Genomic DNA, 14945 nt, shown 5'->3' with positions numbered 1-14945 from the left:
TGTTACTTTCACCCCATGGTCAACAAGCCCGCCCCCGATGCCACCCGCCGCAGCGAGAAGTCCCGCCGGGCGATCTACGACGCAGCCCTCTCCCTGGTCGGGGAGGTCGGCTACCCCAAGACCACCGTCGAGGGCATCGCCGCCCGGGCCGGGGTCGGCAAGCAGACCATCTACCGGTGGTGGTCGTCCAAGGCGGATGTGCTGCTGGAGGCGTTCCTGGACCTCGGCGAGCAGGCGGCCAAGGCGGCGGGGCACGAGCCGTACACCCTCCCGGACACCGGTGACCTGGCCGCCGACCTCAAGGCGGTGCTGCGGGCCACGGTGGACGAGCTGGTCGACCCGCGCTTCGAGGTGCCGTCACGGGCGCTGGCCGCGGAAGGGGTGGTCAACGAGCAGCTCGGCCGCGAGTTCGTGGCCAAGCTCCTCGAACCGCAGCTCCAGCTGTACGTCGACCGGTTGCGCGCGGCGCAGGACACCGGGGCGGTACGGGGCGACGTCGACCCCCGGATCGCGCTGGAACTGTTCGTCTCGCCCCTCGCCCAGCGGTGGCTGCAACGCACCGGGCCGATCTCGTACGACTACACGGACACCCTGGTCGAGTACGCACTGCACGGAATCGCACCCCGCTGACCTCCCCCGTTACCGGCCCGCGGTGGCTGCGGGGTGTCGACCGGCGGATGCGGGGTACCGGCCCGCGGTGGCTGCGAGGGGTCGACCCCGGCGCCTGCGGGCCGCGGGCGCGGCGGTCGTCGGCTGCCCGCCCGGCGGTTGTCGCCGCCCACCCGGCGGTTGTCGGCCGCCCACCCGGTGGCTGTGGCTGCCCGCCCGGTGGCCGTCGGCGGTCGGTTCGGACGTTGTGAGGATCGTCTCGTGGCGTTCCGTCCGAACCGTCCTGCGGCCCCCCGAAGCACGCGAAGATGGGACGATAAGGCATGCTGTCCGCACACCAGCGAGGCGACCACCAGACCGAGGCGATAGATGAGCGCGACGTTCGGCGGCCGGACCGGCCGGCAGGGCAAACTCTCCCAGTGGCTGCGCGGACGCCGCCCGAAGGAGGCCGCCGGCGACGACGGCCGTGAGGCCCTGCTGCTCGCCGCCGTCGGCGCGGGCCTGCCGCTAGCCCCCGCCGCGCATCCCGCCCCGGGCTACCGCTGCTCCTGCGACCGCGTCGGCTGTCCCACCCCGGCCCGGCACCCGGTGTCGTTCGCCTGGCAGACGCAGTCCACCACCGACCGCGCCCAGATCGAGCGCTGGGCCCGGCACCAGCCGCAGGCGAACTTCATCACCGCCACCGGCATGGTGCACGACGTGCTGGACGTGCCCCTCCAGGCCGGCCGCGAGGCCCTGGACCGGCTGCTCGGCTCCGGCGTCGAGGTGGGTCCGGTCGCCGAGAGCGACGACGGCCGCATGCTCTTCTTCACCCTCACCCGCGGCACCCCCGAGGACGAGGACGAGTGGTGGCCCTGCGAGCTGGACTGCCATCCGGAGACGATGGCCGAGCACCCCGGCCTGCGCTGGCACTGCCGCGGCTCCTACGTCCTCGTACCGCCCGCCCGGCTGCCCGGCGACGACGACCAGCGGGTGCGCTGGACGCGTGGCCCGGAGCAGCCGCTGCCCGACCCGCTGACCCTGCTGGAGGCGCTCACCGACGCCTGCGCCCGGCACGCGGGCGCCGAGGCCGGCCACCAGAGCGCGACCTGGCCGCCGCGCCACTGACGGCCGCGCCACTGACGGCCGTCCCGCCCGCGCTCACTCGCCCTGCGCGGACGTCAGCCCCTGGACCCGCCCCAGCATCCGCACCGGGCCGCTGCCGGCCGGGTCGAGCACGGCCTCGTTGGCGATCGACTCCAGCGTCAGGGACTGCTTCACCTCGCCCTTGATCAGGGCCTGCACGTCCTTGTTCGCCACCGGCACCGTGCCGCCCGTGTAGGCGGTCTGCTTCTCGTAGTGGTGCGTGGTGAAGAACACCAGCGCCCCGCCGTCCTCGGTGCGCAGCGCGAGCGGCGCGTAGTCGCCGTGGGTGAGCGGTTCGTCGATGAACTGCCGGACCAGACCGGGCTTCTCGGCGGCCTTCTTGCGGTCCGCGCGCAGCCCGCTGGTGTCGCGGCCGTCGGCGAAGGTCTCCCCGCCGTCCTGCAGATAGCGCGCGTAGGTCTTGCTCAGCTCGTCCGGGCGGACGGCCAGTTGCGTGGTGTCGGCCGGTACGGCCTCGGCCCAGCCGTCCTCGTCCGTCCTGAACTCCGGTACGGTCCCGGGCGTCATGAGCGTCAGATACGCCACCTGCCACCGCTCGCCGAGGTCGCTGCGCGTGAACACCAGCACCCAGCGGAAGTCGCCGCCCTTGTTGCCCTTGGCGTCGGCGACGAACCAGCGCGGCCAGCCGGCCTTCTCCGGGATCGTGAAGTGCACGTCCGTCAGCGTCAGCGGGGTGTGGTTCGCGTTCCCGGACGGGCTGTTGACGTGCCCGGCCTTCAGCCGGGCGGAGTCGATGTCGGCGAGCGCGCCGGTGACATAGGGCGCGTCCACGGAGCTGTCGTAGGTCTTGTCGGCCTTGTTGTACGCGTCCGTGAACGCGGTGAGCGCCTTCGCGGCCTCGGCGCGGGTGGTGGCGGGCACCACCTCGCGCTCCCCGTGCACCACCACGCAGCCGCTCGCCGTCGTCAGCGACAAAGCGGTCAGCGCGGCTGCTATGAGTGCGTTGCGGTCACGCCTGCGAAGCCGTCGACGGCTGCGTTCCCTGGTCATCGGGCTCCTTCACCTTCCCCTTCCCGGAGGCGAACCCTACCGGGGAGAGGAACAGCGCGAGCACCGGGACCAGATACAGCGCCCACACCGTGATCTGGATGACCGTCGGATCCGGCTGGAAGTTGAAGACGCCCTTCAGCAGCGTGCCGTACCAGCTGTCCGGCGGGATGACGCCGCTGATGTCGAAGGCCAGGTCGGTGATGCCCGGGACCCAGCCGGCCTCCTGGAGGTCGTGGAAGCCGTACGCCAGCACGCCCGCCGCGACCACGACCAGCATGCCGCCGGTCCAGGTGAAGAACTTGGCCAGGTTGATCCGCAACGCTCCCCGGTAGAACAGCCAGCCGAGGAGGACGGCCGTGGCGAGGCCCAGCGCGACCCCGACCAGCGGGCGCGGGGTGCCGTCGGACGCCGCGTGCACCGACGCCCACACGAACAGCGCGGTCTCCAGGCCCTCCCGGCCGACGGCCAGGAACGCGGTGGCGACCAGCGCACCCGTGCCCAGGGCGAGGGCCGCGTTCAGCTTGCCGTGCAGCTCCGACTTCAGGTGCCGGGCGGTGCGCCGCATCCAGAACACCATCCAGGTCACCAGGCCCACGGCGACGATCGACAGGGAGCCGCCGAGCGCCTCCTGCGCCTCGAACGTCAGCTCCTGCGAGCCGAACTCCAGGGCGCAGCCGAAGCCCATGGCGATGGCGATGGCGATGCCGATGCCCGCCCAGATCGGCTTCAAGGCGTCCCTGCGGCCGGTCTTGACCAGGTAGGCGATCAGGATGCAGACGACGAGCGACGCCTCCAGCCCCTCGCGCAGGCCGATCAGGTAGTTGGAGAACACGGGCTAGCCCTCCTTCGAGAACAGCGTGCGGCCCCACCAGTCGCCGGAGTCCCGGACGCCCGGGGGAACCGCGAAGACCGCCGAACCCACGTGCTGGATGTATTCGTTGAGCGCGTCCTGCGCCGACAGCCTGCGCTGGAGCGGGATGAAGCCCTTGCGTACGTCCCGCTGGTACGCGAGGAAGAACAGGCCGGCGTCCAGGCGGCCGAGGCCGTCGGTGCCGTCGGTGAACGAGTAGCCCCGGCGCAGGATGGTGACCCCGCCGTTGGAGTCGGGGTGCGCGAGCCGCACGTGCGCGTCCGGCTTCATCGCCTTCAGGAACGGCTCGTCGTGCTCCTTGGCCTTGCCGACCGCGGCGCCCTCGCGCTTGTCCCGGCCGAACACGTCCTCCTGCTCCTGGAGCGAGGTGCGGTCCCAGGTCTCGATGTTCATGCGGATGCGCCGGGCGACGAGGTACGACCCGCCGGTCATCCAGGAGGACTTCGCGTCGCCGTCCCCGTCGCCGACCCACACGAACTTCTTCAGCCGGTCGGTCTCGGTGCCGGCGATGTTGCGGGTGCCGTCCTTGAACCCCATGAGGTTGCGCGGGGTCTGCGCGTCCGGGGTGGTCGAGGAGGTCTTGCCGAAGCCGAGCTGGGACCAGCGGATGGCGACCTTGCCGAAGCCGATCCGGGCCAGGTTGCGGATGGCGTGCACGGCGACCTGCGGGTCGTCGGCGCAGGCCTGGACGCACAGGTCGCCGCCGGTGCGGGACCGGTCCAGGTTGTCCCCGGGGAACTTGGGCAGGTCGACCAGGGCCTCGGGCCGCTTGTCCGCCAGACCGAACTTGTCGAAGAGCGACGGCCCGAACCCGATGGTCAGCGTCAGCCGGGACGGCTTGAGCCCGAGCGCCTCACCGGTGTCGTCCGGCGGGGCCTCGGCGAGCCCGCCGTACGCGCCCTCGCCGACCGCCCGGCCCGCGGTCATCCGGCGGGCCGCCTCCGTCCAGTCCTTGAGCATCCGGACGAACTCGTCGCGGTCCTCGGTCTTCACGTCGAACGCGGCGAAGTGCAGCCGGTCCTGCACCGGGGTGGCGATGCCGGCCTGGTGGGCGCCGTGGAACTCCACCGCGCCGCCCGTCTCGGCGGCCACCGGGTCCACGTCGTCGCCCGCCTTGGCCATCGCCACGGCACCGCCGGCCGCGGCCGCGCCGAGCGCGAGTCCGGCACCGCCCCAGCCGATCAGCGACCGGCGCGACGGATTGCTTCCCTGGGTCTCGGTCATCGCCCTGTCCCCCCTGCTTACTTCGCGACCGCGGCGGCGAGCTTGGACAGCGGCTCGGCGAGCGCGTTCACCGCGTCCGACAGCTCCTTGCGCTGCTCCTTGGTGACCTTGTCGTAGGAGACGAAGTCGTACGACGTCTTGTCCTTGCGGTACTTGTCGAGCAGTGTGTCCAGCGCCGCGAACTGCTCGTCCAGCTCCTTGGCCAGCGCCGGGTCGTTCTTCGCGGCGACCGGCTTCAGCAGCTCGTACGCCTTCTGGGCGCCCTCGACGTTGCCCTTGAAGTCGACCAGGTCGGTGTGCGCGTAGCGGTCCTCCTCGCCGGTGACCTTGCCGGTGGCGACCTCGTCCAGCAGCTCCTTGGCGCCGTTGGCCATGGAGGTCGGGGTGATCTCGGCCTTGCCGACCCGGCCCTGCCAGTCCTTGAGGTCCTTCACCAGCTGGTCGGCGAGGGCCTTCTCCTCGGCGCCGATCTTCTTGTCCTTCCAGAGCGCCTTCTCCAGCCGGTGCCAGCCGGTCCACTTCTGGCCGTCCTCGAGGCCGTCCTCGCGGACGTCGACCTTCGGGTCGATGTCACCGAAGGACTCGGCGACCGGCTCGGTGCGCTCCCAGCCGAGGCGGGATATGCCGTAGGCCTTCTTCGCGGCGTCCAGGTCGCCGGCCTTGACCGCCTTCACGAAGGCCTCGACCTTCGGCAGCGTCTCGTCGGCCTGGTCCTGGGCGTACTGGCGGTAGTCGGCGACGGCCTCGTCCAGCTTGGGGTCGCGCTTGGCGGTGGTGCCGCCGCCGGTGACGGTGAGCTTCTGCCGGACGCCGTGGCCCTTCATGCCGGGACGGCAGGCGATCTCGTACGCCCCGGCCTTCACCTCGGCGGTGAGCGTGTACTTGGTGCCCGGTCCGATGTTCTCCTTCTCGGAGACGATCCGGTCGTCGGGGAACAGGATCTCGACCTCGGTCGCCTTCGAGCCCTTGTTCTCGATCTTCAGCGTCACGTGGCCGGCCGGCACGGACTTGGCGGAGGTGTCGCACTTCGAGTCGGCGGCCGTGACCTGGATGGCGTCGCCGTCCTCGGCATCGCTCTTCGCGGTGCAGGCCGAGAGGGCGGTCAGAGCTGCCACGGTGGCGGCGGCGGTGACGGTCAGTCGGACGGCTCGCATGCAGGCTCCAAGCGGATCTGGTCTGGTGAGGCTGGCCTAACTTACATGAGGCTTACCTCACCGATACCCGTGCGGTCAGTGATTCAGCTCTCACGGGAACGTCACAGGCACGGCTTGATCTCGGCGGCCAAAAACAGATCCCAAGGAATGGTAAAGGCGAGGTCATGAGGGAGCGGTGCGGGGGCACCGGCAACCGGCCCGTGCGGGGGTGCGACACCACGTCGGCGGGCGGACCGTGGGCCTGCGGCGGCGGCCGCCCGGCGAGGACCGACCCGGAGGTCCGGCCGCCCGGCGAGGACCGACCCGGAGGTCCGGCCGTCGCGGCACGACCGGCGCACGGAAGCGCCACCCGGTGCGCGTGCGCGTCGGTGAGAGCGGGGCCGTGCACGCGACCACCACCATGTCACCGGCGTGCGCCCTGTCCCGGCGCGCGGACGCACCGGCGTAATCCCGTGGCCGAACGGGGGGGACGGGGCGCGGAGAATGTCCCGCATGACGCGCGCGCCGAGGGAACCGCTCGGGCCGGACGGCCTGGTCCTGGACGTCCGGGACCGCCCCGGCCCCGCTCCGCTCCGGTTCGAGACCGCCCGGGACGGCCGGCTCACGGTACTGCGGCAGGGCGGGCGGCCCCTGCTGCTCGGTGCGCTCACCGGCGAGGGGTGCTGCCGCGACCTGCGACTGCACCGGCTGGACGGCTACCGCTCGCCGCTGCCGCCGATCGAGTCCTCGCGGATGCGGTCCGCGGCCGGCTGGGTGCACCGGTACGCCCGGTGGCTGGAGGACGCCGACGGAACACCCGTGCGGGCGGTCATGGAGGAGCGCTACGGCGACGTGCTGGCCGGCCTGCCGTACGAGCCGTCGGGCATCCGCACCTGGCCGCTGCCCGGCGGCGCCCCCGCCTGGGAGGCGCTGGCGAGGACCGCGATGTTTGAATGCCCAAGTGACTGACTACGACGTACTCCGCGTCTTCTGCGGGCCCAGCGGCGGCTACGGCAACGAGCTGGGTGTCGTCCGCGAAGGGTCCGTACTGCCCGAGCGGAGCGACCGGCAGGAGCTGGCGGCCAAACTCGGCTTCAGCGAGACCGTGTTCGTGGACGACCCCGAGCGCGGAGTGATCGACATCTACACCCCCACCCGGCGTCTGCCGTTCGCCGGTCACCCCTGCGTGGGCACGGCCTGGCTGCTCGACGTGCCCGAACTGGTCACGCCGGCCGGGGTCGTCGGGGTCCGGCTGGACGGCGAGTTCAGCTGGATCGAGGCCCGCGCGGAGTGGGCGCCGCCGCACACCCTGCGCCGGTACGCGAGCGCCGCCGAGGTGGACGCGCTGGAGGTGCCGCCGCCGGGGGAGCGAAGCGAGACGGGGGTCCCCTCGGACGAAGTCCGGGGGCTGTACGCCTGGGCCTGGGAGGACGAGGCGGCAGGACGGGTCCGCGCCCGCGCCTTCCCCGGCCGCGCCGGGGGAACCGAGGAGGACGAGGCGACCGGTGCGGCGGCGCTGCTGCTCACCGACCAGCTGGGCCGGGCCCTGAACATCACCCAGGGCCGGGGCTCCCAGATCCTCACCGCGCCGCAGCCGCACGGCTGGGTGGAGGTCGGAGGCCGGGTGTTCCTGGAGCGCTGAGCGCCTCCCGTTGCGCGGGGCCGTGCCGGGGTGCGGTTCCCGCCGCGCGGCGACCGCTCACGCCGACAGCGGGAACTCCTCGCCCAGGGCGCGGAACACCCCGGTGTTCCACGCGAACGCGGCCCTGCACTCGGCCACGATCCGCTGCTTCTCCAGGTCGTCCGCCCCGATCCCGTCCAGCAGTTCCCGGTAACCCCGCTTGAACGCGGCCGGGTTGGCGATCCCCTCGAAGACGTAGAACCGGACCCCGTCGCCCTTCTTCGCGAAGCCCCACGTCTTCTCCGCCCTGTCCCGGATGATCTGGCCGCCGGAGAGGTCGCCGAGATACCGGGTGTAGTGGTGGGCGACATAACCGCCGGGCCAGTGCTCGGCGCACTCCCGCACCCGGTCCGCGTACGCCCGGGTCGCGGGAAGGGCGCTCAGTCCCGCCCGCCAGTCCGGTCCGCGCAGGTGCGCGAGGTCCCGTTCCAGCGCGGGCAGCCGGAAGAGCTCGGGCCGGATGAACGGCCCGGCCACCGGATCCGCCGCCAGCCGCCCGGCGGTGCTCTCCAAGGCCTCGTAGACGAACCACAGTTGCTCGGTGTAGCGGGTGTAGGCGTCGACGCCGAGCCGGCCGCCGAGCAGGTCGCCCATGAACGTCGAGGTCTCCGCCTCCACGTGCTGGGCGTGGGACGCGGTGCGGATCAGGGACGAGAAGGAGTCCATGAACACATCCTCTGGGTCTACCTCAGTCGACGCCTTGCCGACCTCGTGTCGGCAACTTTACCGACGCCCTGTCGGTAAAAGCGTACAAGACAGAGCCCGCTCCGTCAGGGAGCGGGCTCTTCGAGGTCGAGGGCGGGCGGGTGGGCAGGTCAGGGGAGGGTCAGCAGCTCCGCTCCGGAGTCCGTCACCACGAGCGTGTGCTCGAACTGCGCGGTCCGCTTGCGGTCCTTCGTCACCACCGTCCAGCCGTCGTCCCACATGTCGTACTCGTGGGTGCCCAGCGTCAGCATCGGCTCGATCGTGAACGTCATGCCCGGCTGCATCACCGTCGTCGCGTGCGGGCTGTCGTAGTGCGGGATGATCAGCCCGGAGTGGAACGACGAGTTGATGCCGTGGCCGGTGAAGTCCCGGACCACGCCGTAGCCGAAGCGCTTGGCGTACGACTCGATGACCCGGCCGATGACATTGATCTGCCGGCCCGGCTTGACGGCCTTGATCGCCCGGTCGAGCGCCTCGCGCGTGCGCTCCACCAGCAGCCGCGACTCCTCGTCCACGTCACCCACGAGGTAGGTGGCGTTGTTGTCGCCGTGCACACCGCCGATGTACGCCGTCACGTCGAGGTTGACGATGTCGCCGTCCCTGAGGACCGTCGAGTCCGGGATGCCGTGGCAGATGACCTCGTTCACCGAGGTGCACAGCGACTTCGGGAAGCCGCGGTAGCCGAGCGTGGACGGGTAGGCGCCGTGGTCGCACATGTAGTCGTGGGCGGCCTTGTCCAGCTGGTCCGTGGTGACCCCGGGCGCGATGAGCTTCGCGGCCTCCGCCATCGCCCTGGCGGCGATTCGGCCGGCGATCCGCATCGCCTCGATCGTCTCGGGGGTCTGCACCTCCGGGCCCGTGTACGGCGTCGGCGCGGGCTTGCCGACGTACTCGGGGCGGCGGATGTTTCCGGGAACCGAACGGGTGGGGGAGAGCTCCCCTGGTACGAGCAGCGACTGGCCAGACATGCCAGCGAGTCTATCGAGCGGACATGGGGGAACATGTCGGTGGCGAGAGGAGCTGTCCATGGCCCTGTTCAAGAAGCGCACCGCCGGCAAGCCCGGCGAGTGGTACTACTGCCTGGAACACCGGAAGATCGAGGAGGGCCCGGACTGCCCGGGCAAGGACCGCTTCGGGCCGTACGCCTCCCCGGACGAGGCCCGGCACGCGATGGAGACCGCAGCCGAGCGCAACCTCCAGTGGGAGAACGACCCGCGCTGGCACGACACCTCCGCGCGCGGCAACGCCGACGAGGACTGATCCTTCCGCACCCGCCCGTCCCGGCCGGCCGGGCACCGGTCACACCCTCGGCGGTCACGGCGCCCGCCCATCCGTCCCGACGGGCCGGCGGACGCCGGTCACACCTCGGCGTTCACGATGTCCGCCCACCGCCCCGGCCGGCCGGCGGACGCCGGGTCACACCTCGGCGGTCACGGCGGAGGCCGTGCGCCGCTCGCGCATCCGTACCGCGTGCTCGTTCGTCCGGGCGTCGTACGTCATCAGGCCCGGCAGGCACAGCGCGAGCAGCCCCACCGCGCCGGCGCAGGCCAGGCCGCCGGACCAGACGGAGGCCCGGACGCCCGCCCAGGCGGCCAGGCCGCCGGCCCGGACCTGGCCGAGCTGCGGGCCGACCGAGTACGACAGCAGCTCGATCCCGGCGAGCCGGCCACGCAGCTCGTCCGGGATCGTCTGGTTCCACATGGCCGCCCGGAAGACGCCGCTGACCATGTCGAAGCCGCCCCCGACGGTGAGGAACAGCAGCACCAGCCACACGTTCCCGCAGACACCGGCCGCCGCGACCGCCAGGCCCCACCCCGCGGCCGACAGCACCACCAGCAGGCCGTGCCGGTGCACCCGCGAGGTCCAGCCGCTGGTCAGGCTCACCACCAGGGCGCCCGCGGGCAGGGCGGCGTACATCAGCCCGAGCGCCCACTCGGCGTCCAGGTCGTCGGCGAGGAACGGCAGCACGGCGAGCGGCATGGCCAGGAACATCGCCGCGAGGTCGACGGCGTAGGTGCCCAGGAGTTCCTTGCGGCTCCACGCGTACCGGGCGCCCTCCGCGACGGCCTTCAGATCCGGCTTCGCGGCCTCCTCGGCGGCGGGGGAGGGTGCGATCCGCGCCATGTACGCCAGCGAGAGCACGAAGGTCAGCAGATCGGCGGCGAAGGCCCAGCCGAGGCCCGCGTACGCCACGACCACGCCCGCGACCGCCGGGCCGGCGACCCCGCCGACCGTCCAGCGCAGCGAGTTCAGCGAGGCGGCGGCCGGCATGTCGTCGTGGGCGACGATCCGCGGCCACAGGGAGTCGAGGGCCGGCCGCTGGACGGAGACCAGGGCGGAGGAGAGGGCGGCGACGGCGTACAGCGGCCAGACCGCGGGGTGCGGCAGCAGGGCGTTCAGCAGCAGGACGGCGCTGAGCAGGCCCTGGCCGGCCTCCGTCCACACGATGAGCTTCCGCTTGTCCAGGGCGTCGGCCAGGGCGCCGCCGTAGAGGCCGCAGACGATGAGCGGAAGCAGCTCCACGGCGCCGATCGCGCCGACGGCCGCCGCCGAGCCGGTGAGTTCCTTCAGCTGGACGGGCAGCGCGACGAAGGTCAGGAAGCTGCCGAAGTTGCTGATCAGCCCGGACTTCCACAGCCGGCGGAAGTCGGCCGAGGCCTTCCAGGGGGAGAGGTCGGGGAGGATATCGCGGAGCACAAGGGGCCATGCTCGGCCGCCGAAGAGAACACGGCAACCGCTTTTCCCCACGGCCCCGCCCGCCCCGCCACGCCGACGCCCCACCCGCCCCCGCCACGCCGACGTCCCGCCTGTGCCGCCACGCCGACGTCCCGCCCGCCCCCGCCGCACCGACGTCCCGCCCGTCCCGCCGCACCGACGTCCCGCCCGCCCCCGCCACGCCGACGCCCGCCTGCCCCGCCCACGCCCCGCCCGTCCCCGCCAGGCCGGTATCCAAGGTCACCAAGGGGCGGGTGGCGGGGCCATCAGGGCCTCCGCCAGCCGGGACAGCCGGTCACGGAAACCCCGCCGCCCCCTCGGAGAGCCCGCGTTCTCGCCCGCCGCCGCGCTCACCAGGTGCTGCACGGTGTCCAGGTCCAGCTCCGCCCCCTCCGGCACGGCCAGCGTGTCGTGCGCCATGGCCGCCAGCTCGCCCCCGCCGGCGCCCAGAGCCAGCACCGTGACCCCGGCCCGCCGCGCCGAGTGGACCCGCTCCAGCAGCGGCTCGGGCTCCTCGGGCGCCACGACCAGCAGCGTCTCACCGCGCCGCGCCGCCGCGATCCGGCCCGGCCCGACCGCCAGATGCGCCGGATCGCCGGGCCGCGCGTCGTGCCGTACCAGGGTCGGCGCCAGCTCGGGCGTGCCCGACCAGGCCGCCTCGTCCACCAGGTGCGCCGCCAGGTGCCACGGCTCGTACTCCGGCGTGCCCACCAGCAGCAGTCCGCCCCCGTGCGCCACCACCGAGCCGCGCAGCACCCCCGCGAACCTCCGGGTGGCCCCCAGCCACTCCGTCCCGGTGAGCACTTCCCGCAGCCATGCGACCCGTACGGCGTCCATGCGACCGCATCCTGCCGCAACCGGACACTCGTGACCCGGAGTTCACCCCGAATTCGCCCGACGTGGGGATGGTGACGACCCAGCCACACATCGTGAGGAGCCGCCCGATGACCGATGTGACCGTCCCCTTCCGCGCGGGCCACGAGGGATACGCCGGCTTCCGCATCCCCGCCGTCGTCGCCACCAGGTCCGGCGCCCTCCTCGCCTTCTGCGAGGGCCGGGTCGACTCCGCGGCCGACCACGGGCACATCGACATCGTGCAGAAGCGGTCCACGGACGGCGGCCGCACCTGGGGCCCGCTCCAGGTCGCCGCGAGCAACGGCGGGAACCTGGCCGGCAACCCCGCCCCCGTCGTCCTCGACACCGGCCGGATCCTGCTCGTGCACGTCCGGGCCGCCGCCTCGGCCACCGAGGCCGCCATCCTGCGCGGACAGGTCGGGGACGCCGACGGCCGCCGGGTGTGGGTGCAGCACAGCGACGACGACGGGGCCGGCTGGTCCGCACCGAGGGAGATCACCGCGCAGGTGAAGAAGCCCGGCTGGCGCTGGTACGCCACCACCCCCGGCCACGCCCTCCAGCTCACCTCCGGCCGCGTCCTCGTCCCCGCCAACCACACCCTGCCCCCGACCGGCACCGACACCGGCGCCGAGGCCAGGTACAACAGCGGGCACTGCCTGCTCAGCGACGACCGCGGCGAGACCTGGTACCTCGGCTACCTGGACGAGAACACCGACGGATACGTCAACGTCAACGAGACCACCGCCGCCGAACTCCCCGGCGGCCGCGTCTACTTCAACACCCGCAACGACTCGCCGTCCCCCGGCAACCGCGCCGACGCCCACTCCGAGGACGGCGGGCAGACCCTCGTGAAGCCCTTCCGTCCGCAGGCCGGACTCACCGCACCGGTCTGCGAGGCCTCCGTGCTCCAGCTCCGCGACCCCGACCTGCTCCTCTTCTCCGCCCCGGCCGACCCCACCGCCCGCGCCCTGATGACGATCCGCGCCTCCACCGACGGCGGCACCACCTGGCGCACCGCGTTCACCGCCGACGGGCTGCCCGCCGCCTACTCCGACCTCGTCCGCGTCGACCCGCACACGGTCGGACTGCTCTACGAGACGGGCGACTTCGGGCCCTACGAGACCATCACCTTCCGCCGGGTCCCCGTGCACCGGCTCACCTGAGCCGGTGCCGTGCCGGCCACGGACGTAGAGTCGGGCCATGACCTCTACCGACAGCGCACAGAAGGCCCCCGCCAAGGACCCCTGGGACCTGCCCGACGTCTCCGGACACGTCGTCGGCGTGCTCGGCGGCACCGGACCGCAGGGCAAGGGCCTCGCCCACCGGCTCGCCCGGGCCGGCCAGAAGGTGATCATCGGCTCCCGCTCCGCCGAGCGCGCCCGGGCCGCCGCCGAAGAACTCGGCAACGGCGTCGAGGGCGCCGACAACGCCGAGACCGCCCGGCGCAGCGACATCGTGATCGTCGCCGTACCGTGGGACGGCCACGGCGACACCCTGAAGGCGCTGCGCGACGAACTGGCCGGCAAGCTCGTCGTGGACTGTGTCAACCCGCTCGGCTTCGACAAGAAGGGCGCCTACGCCCTCAAGCCGCAGGAGGGCAGCGCCGCCGAGCAGGCCGCCGCCCTGCTGCCGGACTCCCGGGTCACCGCCGCCTTCCACCACCTGTCGGCCGTCCTGCTCCAGGACCCGGAGATCGAGCGGATCGACACCGACGTGATGGTGCTCGGCGAGGACCGCGCCGACGTGGAGATCGTGCAGGCGCTGGCCGGGCGCATCCCCGGCATGCGCGGCGTCTTCGCGGGCCGGTTGCGAGGCGCCCACCAGGTCGAGTCGCTGGTCGCGAACCTGATCTCCGTCAACCGCCGGTACAAGGCACACGCCGGGCTCCGCGTCACCGACGTGTGAGCCGCCGGGGGCGATGGGGGACACTGGTCGGCGAAGCAGTTCCGAGCAGTGTCCCCGACAGGAGCCGACCGATCATGCCCCGCATCGCCCTCTACACCCTCGCCGTCTGCGTCCTCGCCGTGGCCGCGGCCGTCGTCTCCTTCACCCGGGGCAGCTGGCTGGGCGTCGTATGGGTGCTGCTGGCCGGCCTGTCGTCCAACATGACCTGGTACTACGTCAAGCGCGAGAAGGCGACCCGCGGCCCGTCCGTCACGAGCTGACCGCGGAGCAGTACTCGTTGGTGTCCTGCCAGAACCGGTAGAGGTCCTGCCCGCAGTACTGCGAGAAGTAGTCCACGTCCATCGCGCGCATGATCGCGTCGATCACGTCGAAGAACGCGTCGTTGACCGCCGGCAGCCACAGCAGCGCGAACACGAACAGCAGGCCGAACGGCGCGTACGGCTCCACCTGGCGCTTCACCTTGTACGACAGCCACGGCTCGATCACCCCGTAGCCGTCCAGGCCCGGCACCGGCAGGGAGTTCAGCAGCGCCGCCGTCACCTGGAGCAGCGCCAGGAACGCCAGCGCGAACCGGAAGTCCGCGGGCACGCCGTCCAGGGCGCCCAGCCAGAACGGGGCCGTGCACACCACGGCGAACAGCACGTTCGTCAGCGGCCCCGCCGCCGAGATCAGGCTGTGCCGCCAGCGGCCCCGGATCCGGTTCCGCTCGATGAACACCGCGCCGCCGGGCAGCCCGATCCCGCCCATGATCACGAACAGCACCGGGAGCACGATGCTCAGCAGCGCGTGCGTGTACTTCAGCGGGTTCAGCGTGAGGTAGCCCTTCGCACCGACCGTGATGTCCCCGCTGTGCAGGGCGGTGCGCGCGTGCGCGTACTCGTGCAGGCACAGGGAGACGATCCAGGCCGCCGTCACGAACAGGAACACCGCGATGCCCGGCTGCGCGGCGAACCCGCTCCAGGTGGCCCAGCCGGTCACCGCCGTCACGGCGAGAATGCCGACGAACACGGGACTGACCTGGCGGTCGCCGTGACGGGTGGTGGCGGTGGTCATGGTCGGACTCCTGTACGGCCGGAAGGGTCGGGACTGCGACCGTACCGGCCGCCGACGC

At 72.5% G+C, this 14945-nt stretch carries 17 protein-coding genes; 8 read left to right on the top strand and 9 right to left on the bottom strand.

Annotation, left to right across the window (positions count from 1 at the left end; translation table 11 throughout):
• Positions 1–15: 15 nt before the first annotated feature.
• Both JK361_RS08485 and JK361_RS08480 read left to right on the top strand, forming a co-directional pair.
• The gene (locus JK361_RS08485; RefSeq protein ID WP_201815099.1) at positions 16–630 is read left to right on the top strand and encodes a TetR/AcrR family transcriptional regulator; all 615 of its coding nucleotides are present in this window, start codon (positions 16–18) and stop codon (positions 628–630) included.
• Positions 631–978: 348 nt separating this feature from the next.
• Complete coding sequence (locus JK361_RS08480; protein WP_201815098.1) at positions 979–1716, top strand: bifunctional DNA primase/polymerase; 738 nt, start codon at positions 979–981, stop codon at positions 1714–1716.
• A 33-nt stretch (positions 1717–1749) separates the two neighbouring features.
• Here the strand turns inward: JK361_RS08480 and JK361_RS08475 are convergent, their stop codons facing one another.
• The 4 genes from JK361_RS08475 to efeO are packed head-to-tail and all read right to left on the bottom strand — an operon-like array spanning position 1750 to position 5994.
• Positions 1750–2745, bottom strand: coding sequence for an SCO2278 family lipoprotein (locus tag JK361_RS08475; RefSeq protein WP_201815097.1), 996 nt, complete (start codon positions 2743–2745; stop codon positions 1750–1752).
• Positions 2705–3577 (bottom strand): iron uptake transporter permease EfeU, encoded by an 873-nt coding sequence (efeU, locus tag JK361_RS08470; RefSeq protein WP_201815096.1) that lies wholly within the window; start codon positions 3575–3577, stop codon positions 2705–2707. Before efeU ends, JK361_RS08475 begins: the two co-directional genes overlap by 41 nt.
• 3 nt (positions 3578–3580) lie before the next feature.
• Positions 3581–4840 (bottom strand): iron uptake transporter deferrochelatase/peroxidase subunit, encoded by a 1260-nt coding sequence (gene efeB / locus JK361_RS08465; protein ID WP_201815095.1) that lies wholly within the window; start codon positions 4838–4840, stop codon positions 3581–3583.
• Between the two features lie 17 nt (positions 4841–4857).
• A complete protein-coding gene (efeO, locus tag JK361_RS08460; protein ID WP_201815094.1) occupies positions 4858–5994 on the bottom strand; it encodes an iron uptake system protein EfeO in 1137 nt (378 codons plus the stop codon).
• 492 nt (positions 5995–6486) lie between these two features.
• On the opposite strand from efeO, the gene JK361_RS08455 reads away from it, so the two are divergent.
• Both JK361_RS08455 and JK361_RS08450 read left to right on the top strand, forming a co-directional pair.
• Positions 6487–6942: a hypothetical protein gene (locus JK361_RS08455; RefSeq protein WP_201815093.1), complete on the top strand. Its 456-nt coding sequence runs from the start codon at positions 6487–6489 to the stop codon at positions 6940–6942.
• A complete protein-coding gene (locus JK361_RS08450; protein ID WP_201815092.1) occupies positions 6935–7615 on the top strand; it encodes a PhzF family phenazine biosynthesis protein in 681 nt (226 codons plus the stop codon). Before JK361_RS08455 ends, JK361_RS08450 begins: the two co-directional genes overlap by 8 nt.
• A 57-nt stretch (positions 7616–7672) precedes the next feature.
• Here the strand turns inward: JK361_RS08450 and JK361_RS08445 are convergent, their stop codons facing one another.
• Entirely contained in the window at positions 7673–8320 is a 648-nt protein-coding gene (locus JK361_RS08445; RefSeq protein WP_201815091.1) for a biliverdin-producing heme oxygenase, read from the bottom strand.
• A gap of 149 nt (positions 8321–8469) precedes the next feature.
• Positions 8470–9327, bottom strand: a complete 858-nt coding sequence (map, locus tag JK361_RS08440) for a type I methionyl aminopeptidase (protein ID WP_201815090.1) — start codon at positions 9325–9327, stop codon at positions 8470–8472.
• A gap of 58 nt (positions 9328–9385) precedes the next feature.
• On the opposite strand from map, the gene JK361_RS08435 reads away from it, so the two are divergent.
• Positions 9386–9619 (top strand): hypothetical protein, encoded by a 234-nt coding sequence (locus JK361_RS08435; protein WP_201815089.1) that lies wholly within the window; start codon positions 9386–9388, stop codon positions 9617–9619.
• Positions 9620–9775: 156 nt separating this feature from the next.
• Here JK361_RS08435 and JK361_RS08430 read toward each other — a convergent pair whose 3' ends face one another.
• Both JK361_RS08430 and JK361_RS08425 read right to left on the bottom strand, forming a co-directional pair.
• On the bottom strand, positions 9776–11056 hold the full coding sequence (locus tag JK361_RS08430; protein ID WP_201815088.1) for an MFS transporter: 1281 nt from the start codon (positions 11054–11056) through the stop codon (positions 9776–9778).
• Positions 11057–11314: 258 nt separating this feature from the next.
• Complete coding sequence (locus JK361_RS08425) at positions 11315–11911, bottom strand: hypothetical protein (RefSeq protein ID WP_201815087.1); 597 nt, start codon at positions 11909–11911, stop codon at positions 11315–11317.
• Between the two features lie 107 nt (positions 11912–12018).
• Between JK361_RS08425 and JK361_RS08420 the strand changes: the two genes are divergently transcribed.
• The 3 genes from JK361_RS08420 (at position 12019) to JK361_RS08410 (ending at position 14094) form a co-directional block, all read left to right on the top strand.
• The gene (locus JK361_RS08420) at positions 12019–13092 is read left to right on the top strand and encodes a sialidase family protein (RefSeq protein ID WP_201815086.1); all 1074 of its coding nucleotides are present in this window, start codon (positions 12019–12021) and stop codon (positions 13090–13092) included.
• Positions 13093–13129: 37 nt separating this feature from the next.
• Positions 13130–13834, top strand: coding sequence for an NADPH-dependent F420 reductase (npdG, locus tag JK361_RS08415; RefSeq protein ID WP_201815085.1), 705 nt, complete (start codon positions 13130–13132; stop codon positions 13832–13834).
• Between the two features lie 74 nt (positions 13835–13908).
• On the top strand, positions 13909–14094 hold the full coding sequence (locus JK361_RS08410) for a hypothetical protein (RefSeq protein WP_201815084.1): 186 nt from the start codon (positions 13909–13911) through the stop codon (positions 14092–14094).
• Here JK361_RS08410 and JK361_RS08405 read toward each other — a convergent pair.
• Positions 14084–14887: a site-2 protease family protein gene (locus JK361_RS08405; RefSeq protein WP_201815083.1), complete on the bottom strand. Its 804-nt coding sequence runs from the start codon at positions 14885–14887 to the stop codon at positions 14084–14086. The two genes, JK361_RS08410 and JK361_RS08405, sit on opposite strands and share 11 nt — an antisense overlap.
• Positions 14888–14945: the final 58 nt, after the last annotated feature.

The organism is Streptomyces musisoli (assembly GCF_016741855.1).
Taxonomy (GTDB): Bacteria; Actinomycetota; Actinomycetes; order Streptomycetales; family Streptomycetaceae; genus Streptomyces; species Streptomyces musisoli.
Note: the sequence above shows the minus strand (reverse complement) of the source record. Positions and strands in the feature narration are given on the sequence as shown.